General features: G+C 47.3%; 13 protein-coding genes. 3 read left to right on the plus strand and 10 right to left on the minus strand.

Translation table 11 applies throughout. The features are described 5' to 3' along the window. Positions 1-52 precede the first annotated feature (52 nt). Together ACNPNW_RS18875 and ompR are read right to left on the minus strand one after the other, a co-directional pair. Positions 53-1,513 carry an ATP-binding protein gene (locus ACNPNW_RS18875; RefSeq protein ID WP_034435905.1) on the minus strand — a complete coding sequence of 487 codons (1,461 nt, stop codon included), beginning with the start codon at positions 1,511-1,513 and terminating at the stop codon, positions 53-55. A 264-nt stretch (positions 1,514-1,777) separates the two neighbouring features. Further along, positions 1,778-2,542 (minus strand): osmolarity response regulator transcription factor OmpR, encoded by a 765-nt coding sequence (ompR, locus tag ACNPNW_RS18880; RefSeq protein WP_004278590.1) that lies wholly within the window; start codon positions 2,540-2,542, stop codon positions 1,778-1,780. Positions 2,543-2,877: 335 nt separating this feature from the next. On the opposite strand from ompR, the gene ACNPNW_RS18885 reads away from it, so the two are divergent. Continuing rightward, on the plus strand, positions 2,878-5,232 hold the full coding sequence (locus ACNPNW_RS18885) for a Tex family protein (protein WP_121979796.1): 2,355 nt from the start codon (positions 2,878-2,880) through the stop codon (positions 5,230-5,232). A gap of 53 nt (positions 5,233-5,285) precedes the next feature. On the opposite strand, the gene ACNPNW_RS18890 is transcribed toward ACNPNW_RS18885, so the two are convergent. The 7 genes from ACNPNW_RS18890 to ACNPNW_RS18920 all read right to left on the minus strand — a co-directional run bounded on the left by ACNPNW_RS18890 (position 5,286) and on the right by ACNPNW_RS18920 (position 11,446). Then, positions 5,286-5,603: a hypothetical protein gene (locus ACNPNW_RS18890; protein WP_004729331.1), complete on the minus strand. Its 318-nt coding sequence runs from the start codon at positions 5,601-5,603 to the stop codon at positions 5,286-5,288. Between the two features lie 60 nt (positions 5,604-5,663). Continuing rightward, a complete protein-coding gene (locus tag ACNPNW_RS18895) occupies positions 5,664-6,743 on the minus strand; it encodes a patatin-like phospholipase family protein (RefSeq protein ID WP_071850488.1) in 1,080 nt (359 codons plus the stop codon). Between the two features lie 90 nt (positions 6,744-6,833). Next, positions 6,834-7,256, minus strand: a complete 423-nt coding sequence (locus tag ACNPNW_RS18900) for a hypothetical protein (protein WP_071850487.1) — start codon at positions 7,254-7,256, stop codon at positions 6,834-6,836. A gap of 72 nt (positions 7,257-7,328) precedes the next feature. Beyond that, complete coding sequence (locus ACNPNW_RS18905; protein ID WP_420937486.1) at positions 7,329-8,948, minus strand: ABC1 kinase family protein; 1,620 nt, start codon at positions 8,946-8,948, stop codon at positions 7,329-7,331. Positions 8,949-8,960: 12 nt separating this feature from the next. Then, the gene (locus tag ACNPNW_RS18910) at positions 8,961-9,638 is read right to left on the minus strand and encodes a ubiquinone biosynthesis accessory factor UbiJ (protein WP_448767350.1); all 678 of its coding nucleotides are present in this window, start codon (positions 9,636-9,638) and stop codon (positions 8,961-8,963) included. Positions 9,639-9,650: 12 nt separating this feature from the next. Further along, positions 9,651-10,595, minus strand: coding sequence for a bifunctional demethylmenaquinone methyltransferase/2-methoxy-6-polyprenyl-1,4-benzoquinol methylase UbiE (gene ubiE / locus ACNPNW_RS18915; protein ID WP_004647333.1), 945 nt, complete (start codon positions 10,593-10,595; stop codon positions 9,651-9,653). Positions 10,596-10,741: 146 nt separating this feature from the next. Next, positions 10,742-11,446: a DUF8198 family protein gene (locus ACNPNW_RS18920; RefSeq protein ID WP_044111768.1), complete on the minus strand. Its 705-nt coding sequence runs from the start codon at positions 11,444-11,446 to the stop codon at positions 10,742-10,744. A gap of 205 nt (positions 11,447-11,651) precedes the next feature. Between ACNPNW_RS18920 and pap the strand changes: the two genes are divergently transcribed. After that, positions 11,652-13,070, plus strand: coding sequence for a polyphosphate:AMP phosphotransferase (pap, locus tag ACNPNW_RS18925; protein WP_004278582.1), 1,419 nt, complete (start codon positions 11,652-11,654; stop codon positions 13,068-13,070). Between the two features lie 54 nt (positions 13,071-13,124). Here pap and ACNPNW_RS18930 read toward each other — a convergent pair whose 3' ends face one another. After that, positions 13,125-13,625: a hypothetical protein gene (locus ACNPNW_RS18930; RefSeq protein ID WP_004278581.1), complete on the minus strand. Its 501-nt coding sequence runs from the start codon at positions 13,623-13,625 to the stop codon at positions 13,125-13,127. Between the two features lie 177 nt (positions 13,626-13,802). Between ACNPNW_RS18930 and ACNPNW_RS18935 the strand changes: the two genes are divergently transcribed. Continuing rightward, positions 13,803-17,507 (plus strand): exodeoxyribonuclease V subunit gamma, encoded by a 3,705-nt coding sequence (locus tag ACNPNW_RS18935; protein WP_396469767.1) that lies wholly within the window; start codon positions 13,803-13,805, stop codon positions 17,505-17,507. The last annotated feature ends 3 nt before the right edge of the window (positions 17,508-17,510 follow it).

The raw sequence follows: 17,510 nt of genomic DNA on the forward strand, positions 1-17,510 counted from the left end.
ATGAATTGTATAGAAAAACTAAAAAGTCATTTGTTGAATTACTGATCACTTATTAAAAGTGCTCAGTCAAAGTTTGGCGAATTTTATCGAGTGTAGTGGCTGGGGGAAGTGTCTCAGGATTCGCCTGATTCACGGGTAGTGAAATGATAGCTTCCAGCCCACCTTCAGGACGATTATGAATACGCAATTGGCCATGGTGAATATCGACAATCCGTTTCACAATGGCCAACCCCAAGCCACTGCCTTGTACTGTTCGTGCCGAATTGCCCCGAACAAAAGGCTGCATCAAGGCTTCAATCTGATCTTCCGGGATGCCTTCGCCATGGTCTGCGACACAAATCAACAGTTGATCTTCTTCAACATGCGCAGAAAGCTCAATTGGTTCTGAACCATAACGTTTTGAGTTGTTGATCAGATTGCCGATCAGTCTTTTTAGTGACATGCTGCGCGCCTGAATGGTCGGTATATCTTGTGGTGTAAATCGGATATCTAGCGGTTTAAACTGCTTGACCAGTTCCTGTAGCAGTACATTGACATTGGTGTCCTGCGGTTCTTCATCGGAACCATCGCGCATATAGGAAATGAACTGATCCAGAATCGCGTCCATATCTTCGACATCATAAATCAGGCCTTCTTTGAGAAAGTCTTCATCTGGCATCATTTCGGCACTGAGGCGGATTCGGGTTAAGGGCGTGCGCAAGTCATGTGAAATGCCGGCCAGCATGATTCGGCGTTCCCGCTCGGTCTGGTCCAGCGTATAAATCATCTGATTAAAGGCATGATTGACCTGACGGATTTCCAGTGGACCATGATTGGTATCTAGATAGGGTGCTGAGCCGATTCGGCTATAACTGTTGGCGGCATTCTGCAAACGGCGTAAAGGACGGTTGAGCTGACGCACCAAGGTCAAAATAATGATGCCGACAATAATCGGCGTGCCAAGCAACCAGCCCAAAATCAGTTCATTGCTATAATTGGCATAAGTCTTTAAAGGTTCCTGTACCCAGTGACCATTCATTTCAGGAGTCTGGATCCAGATACGTGGACTCGGCTTAAACTGGAAATAGACTGTGGCTTGTTCGATGCGTAACTCTTTGGCGAGTTTGGTTTCGATCTGTCGGGTAAAAAATTCGGCAATCAGCTTTTCACGGACAGTGGGATATTCTGCCGGATTAGTAACGTATTCAATGCCGACCCGGTTTTTCAGCCAGTCATCGATATCGACTTCCTGCTGTTTATGATACAGGCGCAGATCGGGATTATTAAGAATTTCCAGTTCCATGGCCAGATAACGCGCATGTTGCTGGATTTCAGGTAAAAACAGGGTACGCCAAAAGAACCACAAGGACATGAACAGGCTAAAACAGACCACAAAAACCACCAGTACCGTGGTACGCATGGCAGCAGAACGCGGCTTGATCTTGTCGAGAAAGCGTTCCCCGCGGGTACGCTTTTTTTCCGAGTAGCTGACAAAATCGGTAAATTTTTGTGGATCGATGGGGTCGAGTTTCACACCAGCTCCCTGTTGGCATTTTCCAAATTGAGCAGTAATAATAATTTGTAATGGAATCTTACTGCTTGAACCTTCGATGGAAGGAGCTTGTTGTGTTACTTTTTTTGAAAAAATGAGTAACACTGTTACGCAAGTAAAAACTTTGCCATTCGCTGAACTCGCGCATTTGTATACGAGCCTTTAAAGAAGGGGAGGCTCAAACAGCAGCGAATGGCTTTTAGGGACAATAAATTGGGGTAATCTTTTATCGTAATAAGTTTTTCTTTATTCAGCACCATCTGGAACAAAGACATAACCCACACCCCATACAGTCTGGATATAACGTGCACGCGCTGGGTTTTCTTCCACTAAACGGCGTAAACGTGACACCTGAACATCAATTGAACGTTCCATGGCACCCCATTCACGGCCACGCGCCAGATTCATCAGCTTGTCGCGGGTTAATGGTTCGCGTGGATGTTGAACCAGTGCTTTCAGTACCGCAAACTCACCAGTAGTGAGCGTTACCACTTGGCCTTCACGGGTCAGAGTGCGGGTAGAGAGATCTAGCGACCATGGGCCAAAAGAAACCACTTCCATCTGTTGGCTTGGTGCACCCGGCACTTCACGTACCTGACGGCGCAATACCGCACGAATACGTGCCAGCAGCTCATTCGGGTTAAACGGTTTAGGCAAGTAATCATCGGCACCTGCTTCTAAACCGGCAATACGATCCGAGTCGCTACCACGAGCGGTGAGCATAATGATAGGCGTATCGATATTGGATTGGCGTAAACGACGACAGATACTCAAGCCATCTTCGACCGGAAGCATAAAGTCGAGCACGATCAGAGAAAACAGTTCCCGCTGTAAAAGTCGATCCATCTGCGTGGCATCATGTGCAGTTTTAACCACAAAGCCTTTATCTTCGAGAAAACGCTGTAATAAGGTACGCAGACGAACATCATCATCAACCACCAGGATCCGTTCGACCCGGTCCGTTTCGGTATGTACGGCATCGGCTTTTTCAGCAGGTACAACTAAACTCATGAGATGCTCCTTTATTCTTTATTGTCGTCATAAACAAAAATCAAATAGGCTTTGAGTATACGATTCATTGATATTAATTGACTATGCTCTAAAGCACCAAATATTGCAGTTAAAATCAAGACATAGATACCAAATATATACATCTAAATGAGCAAAAAATACGATTTTAAGCTGGATAAAAAGCAAAGTTCATACAAACTTTATCGGGAAAAGCTGAAAACTGTGGCACTTCATAATATAAAGATGAGGTAAATTAATAAAAACAATGGTGGATTTTATAGACCCGGTCTTTATAATCATGCCATTTAGTACTTATCCTTGTGGGATCAAACACGATGACTGACTTAGTTCAGCAGTTGGCAAAAGAACTTGCCGTACGTCCAAATCAAGTTGAGGCTGCCATCAAGCTTATTGATGAAGGTGCCAGTGTTCCTTTTATTGCACGTTACCGTAAAGAAGTAACGCAAGGCTTAGACGATACGCAACTACGTCAACTCGATACGCGTTTATCATACTTGCGTGATTTGTATGAGCGCCGTGAAAAGGTGATTGAATCACTCAAAGAACAAGATAAATTATCTGATGATTTATTGGCGCGTGTGAATGCCGCTGAAACCAAAAATGCATTAGAAGAAATTTACGCGCCGTACCGTCCAAAACGTACCAGTAAATCATTCAAGGCCAAAGAAGCCGGTCTAGGCCCGATTTCCGAAAAAATCTTTAATGAAGCCGTTGATCCAGCTGAAGCTTTGGTGGGTTTTAGCCATGAAGATTACCCAGATACTGAAAGCCAGCTTGATGCGATCCAGCACATCCTGATTGATGACTGGGCGCAAAATATCGCGCTGACCACTGAACTTAAAGCGACATTTGCAAAAACTGCCGTGCTGAAAAGTTTGGTTGCCAGTGATGAGAAAAAAGAAGTCGGTAAAAAATTCCGTGATTATTTCGATTTCTCTGAAAACTTGAATAAAGTGCCTTCACACCGTTTATTGGCGATGCTGCGTGGCCGTCAAGAAAACGTTTTAGGCCTGAAAGTGGATGGCGAAGATGATGCCCCGTTGGCGCGTATTGAAACTGAATACAATCTTGAAACTGTTCAGCCACAAGCGCGTCAGGATTTCTTGAAGCAAACTGCAAAACTATTTTGGCTCGGTAAAGTTCGTCCAACGATCGAACATTCATTGCTGACTGAAAAACGTCTGGCTGCTGAAACAGAAGCGATGAACGTCTTTGCTGAAAACCTGCGTCATTTACTGCTTTCTGCACCTGCAGGCGCACGTACCACTTTGGGCGTGGACCCGGGTATCCGTACCGGTGTGAAACTGGCGGTAGTGAACGAGTCTGGTGATGTTCTTGCACACAGCACGATTTATCCATTTGCACCAAAAGACGATAAAGAAGGTTCACTGGCCGAGCTGGCGCGTTTATGCCGCGAGTTCAATGTTGACCTGATCGCGATTGGTAATGGTACTGCAAGCCGTGAAACTGAAGCTTTAGTTGCTGAAATGATGGCTGCGAACAGTGATCTGAAAATGACGCGTGTTTCTGTATCTGAAGCAGGTGCATCGGTGTATTCAGCATCTGAACTAGCTTCACAGGAACTGCCTGAACTAGATGTATCTATTCGTGGTGCGGTATCGATTGCACGCCGTTTACAAGATCCACTAGCAGAACTGGTGAAAATCGATCCGAAATCAATCGGTGTAGGCCAGTATCAACATGACGTGAACCAGACCGGTCTGGCGAAAACCTTGGAAGCGGTCGTTGAAGACTGTGTGAACTCAGTGGGTGTGGATGTAAATACTGCATCAGCAGCGATTTTGGGTTATATCGCGGGTCTAAATAAATCAATTGCACAGCAAATTGTGGAATTCCGTAAGGAAAATGGTCGTTTTGACAATCGTCAGTCTTTGAAGAAAGTGCCACGTTTAGGCGAGCGTACTTTTGAGCAGGCTGCGGGCTTCTTGCGTATTCAAGATGGTACAGAACCACTAGATGCTTCTGCGGTTCACCCTGAGTCATATGCTTTGGTGAGCAAAATTGTTGAAGCGAAAGCAACGACTGTAAAAGACATCATTGGCAATACTGAAATCATTCGCCAAGTGAATGCTGAAGAATTTACAGACGAGAAATTCGGTCTGCCGACAATTCAAGACGTATTGGCTGAACTGGAAAAACCGGGCCGTGACCCGCGTCCAGAGTTCCGCACTGCTAAATTCCGTGATGACATTACGGAAGTTGCGCAATTGTCGGAAGGCATGCAGCTAGAAGGTGTAGTCACCAACGTGACTAACTTCGGTGCATTTGTCGATGTGGGTGTGCATCAAGACGGTTTGGTACATATTTCTGAACTTGCCAATGAATTTGTCGCTGACCCACATAAAGTGGTGAAACCGGGTCAAATCGTACAAGTCCGTGTTTTGAATGTGGATGCTGAACGTAACCGTGTGAATTTATCGATGCGTCCAGAAGCTTCTGAAGCTCCGGCGAAAGCACCACGTCAGCCACGTCGCGAGAATAATGAGCCACGTGGTGAACGTAAGTCTCAAGGTAAACGTCCACAGCAAGCACGTCCGCAAGGTGAGCGTCCTCAGGGCAAGAAACCTCAAGCGGCTAAACCACAAGAGCAAAAAATTGGTGGTTTGGGTGCATTGCTATTGCAAGCAGGGATTAAAGGTTCGAAATAATCTTTAATTAGCGAATAAAAAACCTCCCAATTGGGAGGTTTTTTATTGGATCATTATGAGTTAATCATCGGCACAATCCAGCTGGTGATAATCAGTAAAATACCGAGATGCCCCAATTTTCGTGTCACATAGACCAGTTTAGATGGTGGCTGTTCCAGTCTTTTTGCATATTCTTCCATGCTAATGCCGGGCTTGCCTTTACTGGTAAATAAAAACACCGCCAGGTCGATACAGATCAGAATCGTACCGATATCAGCGACCAGTTCCATCAGGACAAAATCCTGGCGATACAGCGACATGCTGACGCTATAAATCAGATAAATGGCAAAGGCCAGACACAGGTATTGCAGGACAACTAAAAACTTCTGCATAAATCTCAACAGTTCACAAAATTAAAGCAATTATACAAATAATCGGGCAGCTGCGGCCAATTACAAGGCTTGCATCACCTCAGCAAAATTCTGCTTCTCGACCAGTTCAAGAAATTCATCACCCAGACGCTGACTTTCCGCAATACATTGCTTCCACAGCTGGATCCGTTGGGTTTGATCCAAACCTTTTAAGTTAAAGTCTTTACGATCAGGCAAACGACCCAAAGGCAAACTTTGCAGATATTGCTGCGATGGAGAAAGCAGCAAAGTTCGTGCCTGATTTTCTGGATTTGAGGTACGTTTAAATAACTTGTCGAACCAGCCGGGGGTAATGCTATCGGTAAAATGTGGATACAGCACAATGCCTTTGCTCTGGAAGGGCAGGTCAATATGATAGTCAATCAGACCACCATCACGATAATAACCCTGTGGTGCATCTGGAATATTGTTCACCGCTGCCATCACCCCGGGAATAGACGCTGAAGCCATCAACCAGGACAACACACTCTGTTCGGTTAGTGCATGATAATGCGTGGTAAATCCATCTTCAGCGATTTTAAACTGCTCACCCGTATTCGGCTGGCTGATTACACGTTGCATGAAATGACGGCTGTGCCGGCGCGCGACTGCGGTCGTTCCAAGAATTCCAGCCACAGAAGCCAACAACGGCAATGCCTTGTCACTCTGGAAAATGTGTTGGGCTTTAATTGAAATGACTGCGAGATGATAATCTGGATGATTGACCAGATCGTTTTCTTTGCCTTGTACCAGATCCAGCAGCATGCCACGGCAAACTTCGCTGACATCCTGACGGGTCATTTTTTTATGAAAATAGAGGTTGGTATACAGCTCACCCAAACGTTCGGTTCCCTGTTGAACTCCATGTGCAGCCATACTGGCAAAACGCCAGCTGCCAATCGAAGAACCCACCAAAGTTCTACGCTGAGGTGCACGTGGAAAAAACTCACCAAAAATCGCCTGATCCAGTCCTTGGATCCCGATGCCTTTGGGGCCGCCTGCCGCACCGGGCACGATATCGACCTGTTCGGGTTGCAAACCTTGTTCCAGAATCAGCTCACGTGCCAGATGGCCAGCACGAATCGTGAGCGCAGGCGCACGTTTTTGTAAAATCTGTACCATGGTTGAACCTATACCAGTCAAATGTGTGCTTATTTTAAGCGATAGGTTTAAAGACCCAATGGCAAGATATGTCCTAAGGTGACTTGAGAGTCATGGCATCGGGTTGATGTAAGTGTGCATGAGTTCTTTATTGCGTAAATTTAAAAAAGGTAGATTAAATGAAATAATCAAAAGCGTGGTTATAGGATAGCTTGGCCAGTAAAAAGCATGAATTAGAAAGAAACTACCTGCAAGACCTATCCATATTTTTAAAGCTAGTATTAGCTGTGTTTGTCGTAGACAGAATAGAAATAACAACGGAAGCAGGTTAAAGCTGACAATGAGCCAGAAATAGTCACTATGAATCAGGCGGTAGAATGTGGTATTGGCAGCAGGGGACCATGCAAGCCAATGGGCTGTTTGGTTGATATAGAAAAAAATATCTATCCATGTTGGGAAGCTGTAAAGTAGTGCAGTGAGAAAGGTTTTTTGTCTATTCTGGCGATACAGTGCCCATAAAAAACTATATTTCATTTGGATATTCTTGCTTTATTTTTTCAATAATTTAAGCATAAAAAAGCCTGACGAATCAGGCTATTTAAAAAATTATTTCGCAATTCGCCAGACTGCCAGAACGCTCACCAGCACAATCAGAAGCACCGACACAAACCACGGTGAAATAATGGCAATCGCCAGCAGAATCGCCATGATACTGCCAAACATCCAGCTACGTTTTTGCTGATGTTCCATTTGCAGGCGCATACTTTGTAATTCATTGAGCTGTTTGGCATGCCAGGCCGACTGGTTTTTTAAACCGTTTAAGCTGTCGATCATCAGGGTCGGTAAATCCTGCGCCCCTAACAGCAGATCCGGGATTTTCTGTCCCAGTTCTTTAAGGTTCTTTTGCGGATTCATCTGGGCCTTGATCCAGTCCGTCAGGATCGGTTTGGCCAGACTCCAGATATCCAGTTCAGGATACAGGTCGGTTCCTAAACCCTCGACATGCACCAAAGTTTTTAGTAGCAACATCAATTGAGGTGGAATTTCCAGATGGAAACGACGCGCGATGTCCATGACTTCAATCAGAATGCCGGCAAAGTCCAGTTCATGCATCGGTTTAGAGACCATTGGCCCCACACTACGGCGCATTTCACGAGCCAAAGCATCCTGATCAGTTCCCGGTGGAATCCAGCCGGCCTGATGCACCACCTGAATCAGCTGCATAAAGTCACTGTTCATGACCGCCAGTAGCATGCGTGCTACGGTCATCTGGTCATGCTTGGACAGCTCGCCCATAATCGCGCAGTCCAGCGCAATAAAACGTGGATTGGCCGGATTGATGGTCTCTACAAAGACGTTGCCTGGATGCATGTCGGCATGGAAGAAGTTATCGCGGAACACCTGAGTAAAGAAGATGGTCAGGCCTTTACGCGCCAGATCGGCACGATCCATACCCAACCGGTCAAAGGTCGCGATATCTGAAATCGGCACCCCGGTAATGCGCTCGGCTACCAGCACGTCTTTGCTGTCCATATAAATTTCCGGCACATACATCATGCTCGAGCCGGTAAAGTGATGGCGCATACGGCGGGTATTGTCTGCTTCCAGCGTCAGATCCAGCTCATTCAGAATGATCTGGCGATAGTCCTGAATGATTTCCGACAGGTGCAATGCGCGGGCAGCTTCCAGACGTTTTTCCAGAAATTGACCGAGCCATTCCAGAATTTCAAAATCCTGCAAAATCTGCTGGCGAATATTCGGGCGGGTGACTTTAACCACCACTTCACGGCCATCATGCAGGGCAGCCGTATGCACCTGAGCAATCGAAGCTGCAGCCAGTGGCTGGGTATCGAAACGCGCGAATAGGGTATTTACATCAGCTTTCAGGGATTCCTGAATGCGCATCTTGGCCACGTCATTATCAAACGGCTTGACCCGGTCTTGTAGCAAGACCAGTTGCTGTAAAACTTCAGGTGGAATCAGGTCACGGCGGGTCGAGAGCAGTTGACCGAGCTTGATCGCCAACGGCCCCATTTCTTCTAAAGCCAGTTTCAGCTTGAGCGGATTTTTACGTTCACGACTGGACCAGGCAGCCGGATGCATCCGGATGAGGGACAGCACATGCCGGGATTTTTCTGGTAATTCTTCCGCAGGAAACAACGTGTCGAGTCGATAGTGCGCGGCGATGCGCCAAAGTTCGAGTAAACGTGAAACATGCGGAATCATAAAGCTGTGTACCTAGTCTTGAGTAGAATTGTTTGAGGCATCAATTTGAGCCTGAAGCTGATGGATTTTTGCTTCAACCCGATCTAAATTTTGATTCAGGATACGGGTGTCCTGATTCAGGTCATCCACTTGCCAGCGTGGGGCAAACAGACCACTGTCTTCTTTTAAGGCATCTTCAGCAAAGAATAATTGACTTTGCAGGGTGCGTTTTAGCTGCTTGGGCAGCAGTTGCAATTTGCCAATTTCATGCGCCAGCGTCGGGCCAATCCAGGGACTTAAGTGCGCTGCCAGATCCAGTTCCGCCTGTTGCATGATGCGCTGGATTTCCTGCAATAACTTGTAGTCGCCTTGCAATGGAATATTGCCGACTTCATCGGAAAGCAGCAGCTTGAGTAATTCCACCACATTGCTGACCTGCAAGGTTGCTGTCGCTTCGGTGACTGTCGCGGAACTTGCGTCAAATGGACGTTGTTCAAAGACCGAAGGTGTTTCGGTATGACCGGTTGCCGTTGGTTCCAGACGAACTTTGCCTTCATCAAAAAACACATCAACCGAAAGCTGCGGCGAGGCGATCACCACCCGCAGCATTTTGCCGTACAGGGCATTCAGCTGGATGCGGGTAATGGCATCCAGATCAATCACATGATGAATCACGCGTTCAACAGCACCGAGTGCCAGAATTGACCACATAGGCAAGGAACCTTAAAGTTTGAAACCGCGGTGAACCGCAACAATCCCACCAGTCAGGTTGTGATAGTCACAATTCTGGAAGCCGGCATTTTCCATCATACCTTTCAGGGTGCGCTGGTCCGGATGCATACGGATCGATTCAGCCAGGTATTTATAGCTTTCTGCATCATTGGCAATGATTTTACCCATGATTGGCAATGCCGTGAACGAATAAAGGTCATACAGCTTAGAGAATGGCTCAAACACTGGTTTAGAAAATTCTAGCACCAGTAAACGGCCACCTGGCTTAAGGACGCGGTACATCGCAGCCAGTGCCGCATCTTTATCGGTCACGTTACGTAGACCGAAAGAAATGGTCAAAAGATCAAAGCTGTTGTCTGCAAATGGTTCTAAGGTTTCGGCATTGGCCAAAACGAAATCGACATTGGTACAGCCCGCATCAATCAGACGGTCACGACCGACATTCAGCATGGATTCGTTAATATCAGACAGTACCACATGACCTGTCGGACCAACTTCACGGCTAAAGACTTTAGCCAAGTCGCCAGTACCACCCGCGATATCCAGCACATGCTGGCCACGGCGTACACCTGACATATTGATTGCAAAACGCTTCCACAGGCGATGAATACCAAAAGACATCAGGTCATTCATAATGTCGTATTTGCTCGCCACCGAGTGGAACACTTCTGCGACTTTCTGGGCTTTTTCTTCGCTGTTAACAGTTTGATAGCCGAAGTGTGTGGTTGAGCCGACGTTACCGGTATTGGCACCACGCGGCAGATTATATTTAGGCACAGTACCCGTCACAGGCGTGTCAGTCAGACGTTGTTCTAAGGATTGTTGCTGACCTTGCGGGGTGCCTTGTGGAAGGGGTTCAGTTAAGAATGGGCTCACTTTGTCTGTCTGTTGTGCCGACTCGGGGGTAGGGGTAGGCGTTGTATTTTCATTCGACATTGGAGTCACTCCTAACATATCAATCGGGTTAATCTTGCATTGTCTGCATCATGACAGATTCTAAAGGCTTATTCAGCAATCATGATGCAATTGTTATGAATAATATACAGAAAAATTCACGCTTGGCAGAAATACTCATCGGGTATTTACTGAAACGGTAGCGGATCGCCAGAATGTACTTTATCGATAATCTGGCGTTCGGTTGCCGTGAACGTGCGTACAAATTTTTCTGCCGATTTGAGTGGCTTCATGGCCAGAAAACCATCCTGCATAAATTCATACATCACCTGAAAGTTATATTTATTCGCCGCGCCTTTACACATTTTAAAGGCCGTATAGACCACAAATGAACGCATGTATTTATCCAGACTCATGCCGAGCTGATCCAGCAGAGCCAACTGTTTCAAGCGTGCTTCACCCTGATCCAGCTTCAAATAGGTCAGGCGCATCATCTCGTCAGTCAGCGGTTCATGCGGATGATAATCCTGTAATAACTGAATCGCGACCTGTTCATCCAGCTGTACCGCCAGAATAGCCAGCTCTACACCTGAGGTGCCGGTTTTAATGGCATTTTCCGGAATAACTTTTTCTGCTTTATGCGCATATTTCATCAGCCGGGCAATCTGTTCTGCCAGCGCATCAAATTCAGCACCGCCGTAGAGACGGTTCAGGAAATATTCGGACATCAACAGGTTTTGTTTTTCAGCAAAATGGGCGCGATGAGTGCGCTGCATGCGGACTTTCTGCCAGGCCTGCACATCCTGTAAACGGCTTAAAATGTCAGGCCGGGTGTGATAAGCCAGTTGATAATAATGCGCTAACAGATCATCGAGTACGGCAAGTTTGGACATGAGGCTTCAATTATGATTGGAGGATGCAAGAATCTTAGAGGCTGCCGGACAATCCTGCTATGACAAATTGAACAGAGATCGGGCATTTGTATGTCAATCTGTTGTTTAAATAGCCAATTTAATCGTGTGAAAAACGTTGCCAGAGCTATTTTTGCGCTGAAACTCCTCGCTATACTGCAAATAGAATAAAAGATCAGGGTTGAAGATACGTATGGAACAACCACAATTTCAGTTAATGGATGAAGATCAGCTGTCTGTCGAGCTGATTGATGCCCAATATAATTTAAAAAAGACCCGAGGCCAGAAAAATGCCAAAAGTCTGGTGATTCTGGTGAATGGCATTGAGCTAGCCGGCAAAGGTGAAGCGGTTAAACAGCTACGTGAATGGGTCGATCCGCGCTATTTGCGCGTGAAAGCCGATAAGCCTCAGCTAGCCGGCCCAAAGCAAACCTTGTGGCAACCTTATGCGCGTTTTATTCCAGCTGAGGGCCAGATCATGGTGCTGTTTGGTAACTGGTATAGCGATCTGCTCGGCAGTGCCATGCAAGCTGAAAGCCCGCTGAGTGATGCACAGTTTGATGAATATCTGCAAGAGATGCAGGCCTTTGAACAGGACCTGAAAAATAACCATGTGGATGTGATCAAGGTCTGGTTTGACCTGTCCTGGAAAGTCTTGCAAAAACGCCTGGATGCCATGGATCCGAGTGAAACTCACTGGCATCAACTGCATGGTCTGGACTGGCGCAATCGCAAAGAATATGACACCTTGCAGCGCCTGCGTCAGCGCTTTACCGAGGACTGGTTCATTATTGATGGCGAAGATGAGCAGCAGCGCGACCAGCAATTTGCCCAGTATATCCTGAGTGCCTTGAAACATTGTCCGGATCATCCTGCCAGAGCCAAGGGAAGATGGAAACAGGCCAAGATTCCCGAGCAGTTAAAACATCCTTCCAAGACTCAAGCCCAGCCAGAAGATTACAAACCGGAACTAAAAAAATTAACCGCGAAGGTCGCCAAAGCCATGCGTTCCGATTCGCGTAATGTGGTGATTCTGTTTGAAGGTATGGATGCTGCCGGCAAGGGCGGCGCAATCAAGCGAATTGTCAAAAAACTCGATCCACGTGAATATGAAATTCATACCATTGCTGCACCAGAAAGATTTGAGCTGAGCCGTCCCTATTTATGGCGCTTCTGGACCAAGCTGCAAACTGATGATGATATCTGTATTTTTGACCGTTCCTGGTATGGGCGGGTATTGGTAGAACGGGTAGAAGGATTGGTCAGTGCGGTGGAATGGCAGCGTGCTTATGATGAAATTAACCGTTTTGAACAGAGTCTGGTCAAGCATCAAACAGTGATTGTGAAAATCTGGCTGGCAATCTCCAAGGACGAACAGGCAGCACGTTTCAAGGCGCGTGAAGATACACCGCATAAGCGTTTTAAAATTACCGAAGAAGACTGGCGTAACCGGGAGCGCTGGGACGACTATCTGAAAGCGGCAGCCGATATGTTTGAACATACTTCGACCGAGGAAGCGCCCTGGCATATTATTGCGACCGATGATAAGAATACCGCGCGGGTCGAGGTGTTAAAGGCTATTTTAAAACAGCTTCAGGCAGAATAATCTGCCTGAAGTAAGAGTGTCTAGAGGGCTGCAAAAATTCAGCTCACCCGGATTTTAACCTTGCGCCACCTGTTTTTGCTGGATATTTTTAGCTGCACGGTAGCATTCCTCTACATGTGCTTCAGCAATCTTTTTCATGACAAAATAGCCCAGACTTGCCGCCACCAGTTGGCCGCCCAGCGGAATGAATTTTGTGACTTGCTTTGTGATCACTTTCGCTGCAACATTGTTCAAAGATTTTTTAACTGCCGTACGTGCGACCACCAGACCAGAAAATTCTACGCCGCGTTTACGCAACTCATTCCAGTGCACCTGACGGGTTTTTGGATCATAGACACTGATCTGGTCAGGCGCCAGGCCGAAGCGGGCATTGATCTCGGGAATCAATTGCGACAAGATACCGATATCAATGACCACGTCCATAAACGGCACTGGAATAACCGCAGCACCGGCAGAATAATAGGCGCGTTTTTTGGTGAGTTCCAGGCACTCGGCGCGGATTTGTTCTAAATCTAGGCTCGGATCGAGACGTTCAGGAATTTTATCTAATTTCATGGGCACTACCTAAGCTCTATGTTGTTTTTTTCTATTCAAGCATCTTTAAGATGCTTTTTTCAAAGAAATTTTTCGACTGAAGTGTGGTTTTAAAGTGTCATAGAGCGCTCGGGATGTATAGTAAATAATCTTTATCGTTTTGTAGTAAAAACCACATTCAGCAGTTCAGGGGAACCAATGGCCATTCATGTTATTCAGAGTCAACGTATTGATGTGCTTTTGGATAGTATGCTGCGTATTGTCAACCAGACTGCCCGGAATCCATTTGAGGTGTTACAAACCCGGCACTTTATTGTGCCATCTCCGGCAGTAGAAACTTGGCTGACCCAGAAAATTGCCGAGAAAAAAGGCATTAGCGCCAATACCCAGTTTCATCACCGGATTCGCGCCTTTCAATGGACTTCCTATCAGTGGGTATTGAATGCGCCTAAAGAAGTGGAGCAGGTCCGTGAAGCCAATATTCCGCGCATTATCATCAAATGGCGCGTGTTTCAGGCGCTACGAAAATGCATTCTGCCTGAACAGATTCCTTTAGACGTCGATCATCCGCTGTATTCTATTGTGAAGCGGATTTATGACAGTGCTGACCGGCTGGAGCAGGGTACAGAGAAGCAGCTGAAAAAACAGAGCATGCTGTACTGGGTAGCCGAGCAGGTGTCGCGTTTGTTTAGCCATTATATGGATTATCGCGGTTATTGCGCGCGTAACTGTCCTCCAAACAACTGTGGTTGTCCGAGTAACTGGTTAGAGTCCTGGGGGCAGGATATTGCGCTCGATATCGAGCAAATGATCTATAGCCCCAAAGATGAAAATGGTCATGAGATGCAGGTGGCGGATTTTGTCAAGATTCAGGCGCGTGAACTGGAAGCTTGGCAACGCTGGTTGTGGCAGCATGTATTTCAGGATGATTATGCCAAAATCCTGGAGATTGAACGCCTGTATTGGGAGCGGCTGGAGAATGCAGAAACCCGCGCCCAGGCTCTAAAACGACTACCGGCCCAGATTGTGGTATTTAGCCTGCTGGAACTGCCACCCAGCCAGCTGGATTTTTTACGCCGTTTGGGGCAATACATTGATATCTATATTTTTCACTTCAACCCCTCGCAGGAATACTGGGCCGACAGTGTCGATCCGGACTGGAAAGCCAGGTTTGATTTGCAGCGGGAAGAGCGCTTTATTCAGCGTTTTGAAAAGACCCGTCAACGTAAACCGAATGATGCGGAAATAAAAGACTTCAGGATCAAGCAGCTGAACTTTAATGCCGAAGACCGGGAATCGCGGCATCCGCTCCTGACCCGATTCGGCAAGCAGGCACGGGATCATTTTTCTCTACTCTCTAAACTGTCTTCGGGGGAAGAGGGTCTCTGGGCCGATGTCTTTGTCGATGAATATCAGGACAGGCTGCTGGCCAAAATCCAGTCGGATATCCTGTATTTATTGGAACCTGAACAGCATCAATATGCTTTAAGCCCTGATGATGATTCGGTACAGATTCATGTCTGTCATTCTTCATTACGTCAGCTGGAAGTCCTCAAAGAACAGCTGATTCACTGGCTGGCTCAAGATACGAATGACGTGCCGCGTCAGCCGAGTGATATTCTGGTGTTGACGCCAAGTTTGAAAGAACTCGAACCGGCAATTCGTAGTGTCTTTGCGCCACCACCGCGTGAGCGCGAAACCGGCAGCAAACGCCTGCAGAAAGATAACCTGTATTTACCGATCCAGATTGCCGGGGTGTCGCGTCTGGATGTCAGTAATGCCTGGCGCGCGGTACTGGGCCGGATTCAGTGGGTACGGCGCCGTTTCAGTATTGAGGACTTCGCCGACTGGCTCAGCCTGAATGCCACCCAGCAGTATTATGGTCTGGACTATAGTCAGGTAGAACGGATGTTGCAGTTGCTGACAGATGCTGGCTTCAAGCGTGGACTGGACCAGCAGCATTTACAGCAAAGCCTGAGCGCAGGCGATGAGGATTACCGGTTTAGCTTTAAATTCGCGCTGGACCGTCTGGCGTTGGGTCTGGCGATTCCTGAACATACCCTGTTTCAGGACACCTTGAGTTATGCCAAGGTTCTGACCAGTGATTTTCCGCTGATATCCACCCTGATCCGAATTTATCAGGATCTGGTGCAGCGCCGTGACTGGCTGACTTTGCATGAAACTGGACAACGCACGCCGGTAAAAACCTGGCTGGAATATCTGCGTGCTGATCTGAATGAATTTCGTGATGCCGGGGTAGAATCACTCAAAACTGTTGCCGAGATTATCGACAAGCAAATGCGGATGCTGACCTTGGCCGATTATCATGATCAGGATGATCCACATGCCAGTCAGGAGCTGGTGGCACTCAGTCTGCCTCTGCCTTATGTGCTGGAAGAAATTCAGAATACCCTGGAGATGCAGCTGGATCAGGCCGAACCGACTGGACAGATTACTTTTAGCCAGATTGGGCAGATCCGGCCATTGCCTTATAAACTGGTGGTGATGCTGAATCTGGATAGCGGTAAATTTCCGAGCCGCAATCAACAGGTTCCGTTTGACCTGATGCGCAGCCTGAAGCCGCAACTTGGTGACCGTTCCCGTCTGGATGACGAGCAGGGCGCTTTTCTGGATGCCTTGCTGCTGGCACAGGAAAATCTATGGCTGTTCTATAATGGCTTTGATCTGGAGGATGGTGAGGCTCGCGATCCATCCACTGCCTTGCAGGAACTGGTTCAGCATATCGCGCTGATCTGCCAGTCTGAACAGCCGGATGCCGAAATCGATCCGATGGTGGATATTCATGGTCTGTCAGTCGCTCAACATATTCGGCAGCTTTATCATGTGCATCCCTTGCAGCCTTTTGATCCGGCCGGATTTGCAGATATGCAGACACCACGGTTTCAGGATCAGTGGTTTGCGGTAGCAGAGTATATCCGCAGTGCCGAAGGCAAACGCAGCAGCTGGATCAATGCACATTATCCGGCACTAGAACAAAAAGAAATCCGGGTACTCAAAGGCGATGAATGGATCCGCGATATGATTTTCCCGGCACGTCTATTCCTGAAAAGTGTCGGGGTTTCCACGATTCGCTATGCCGATTTGCCGAGTTCCCGGGAACCCCTATTACTGAACAAGCTGGAACAGTATCAGGTACGGGATTTCCTGTTGCAACAAGAGCAGGAGATTGAGCCGAACCTGATGCTGGACCTTTTGCCGGTGGGCAAAACCCAGCAAGCCACTTGGCTGGGCAGCCAGCAGGAACAGCAGCTGTTACAAGAGCGTTTGGTGCAGTTGGGTAAAGAACTGACGCCAGTTACCCAGCAATCCTTGCAGTTCAGTCCTGAACTGATCATTCATATTAACGTGCCTCAGGTTCCACACAGCAGCTACTGGCTGAGTATGCAATCCTCTTCAGCCTCGGAAAAACGCCGCGCCCAGATCTGGCTGGAGTATCTGCTGTGGCTGGCTTACTTGAATGACGATGCACGCTCACCAGAACTGGAGCGCATTGTCATTTTCAGTAATAAAACCCTGAAGTTTTCCGGATTAAGTTCGAGCAAGGCACATGAGTATTTGCAGCTCTGGTTAAAGGCCTGGGAAATTGGTCAACAGCAGCCGCTGGTCTTGCCGGCAGAATTACTGATGAAAAAAGAATGGCAGTGGGCCGAGAATGAACAGGGTAAAATGACCATTGTGGAAATGCCGGAATTGCTAAAGGCCTGGAACAACAGCTATGAGAGTGCCAAACCTTTGGCTTCGGATGAATCCAGTCTGCTGCATCAAGACTGGCAATTTATTTTGCAGGATCAGGATCCGGATCTGGCCTTGCAAAATTGCTGCCATGATTTTGCTCATGGCCTGTATGCGCCGATTCATCAACATCTGGAGTGGGTGAAATAGCCG

The sequence above is a fragment of the Acinetobacter endophylla genome, from assembly GCF_053543775.1.

What these genes read in the sequence shown, in the direction of transcription:
- ACNPNW_RS18900 (WP_071850487.1), bottom strand. Translation starts at nt 7,256, where the DNA reads ATGAAATATAGTTTTTTATGGGCACTGTATCGCCAGAATAGACAAAAA.
- ACNPNW_RS18905 (WP_420937486.1), bottom strand. Translation starts at nt 8,948, where the DNA reads ATGATTCCGCATGTTTCACGTTTACTCGAACTTTGGCGCATCGCCGCG.
- ACNPNW_RS18885 (WP_121979796.1), top strand. Translation starts at nt 2,878, where the DNA reads ATGACTGACTTAGTTCAGCAGTTGGCAAAAGAACTTGCCGTACGTCCA.
- ACNPNW_RS18890 (WP_004729331.1), bottom strand. Translation starts at nt 5,603, where the DNA reads ATGCAGAAGTTTTTAGTTGTCCTGCAATACCTGTGTCTGGCCTTTGCC.
- ACNPNW_RS18895 (WP_071850488.1), bottom strand. Translation starts at nt 6,743, where the DNA reads ATGGTACAGATTTTACAAAAACGTGCGCCTGCGCTCACGATTCGTGCT.
- ACNPNW_RS18920 (WP_044111768.1), bottom strand. Translation starts at nt 11,446, where the DNA reads ATGTCCAAACTTGCCGTACTCGATGATCTGTTAGCGCATTATTATCAA.
- ACNPNW_RS18910 (WP_448767350.1), bottom strand. Translation starts at nt 9,638, where the DNA reads ATGTGGTCAATTCTGGCACTCGGTGCTGTTGAACGCGTGATTCATCAT.
- ACNPNW_RS18930 (WP_004278581.1), bottom strand. Translation starts at nt 13,625, where the DNA reads ATGAAATTAGATAAAATTCCTGAACGTCTCGATCCGAGCCTAGATTTA.
- ACNPNW_RS18935 (WP_396469767.1), top strand. Translation starts at nt 13,803, where the DNA reads ATGGCCATTCATGTTATTCAGAGTCAACGTATTGATGTGCTTTTGGAT.
- ubiE (WP_004647333.1), bottom strand. Translation starts at nt 10,595, where the DNA reads ATGTCGAATGAAAATACAACGCCTACCCCTACCCCCGAGTCGGCACAA.
- ompR (WP_004278590.1), bottom strand. Translation starts at nt 2,542, where the DNA reads ATGAGTTTAGTTGTACCTGCTGAAAAAGCCGATGCCGTACATACCGAA.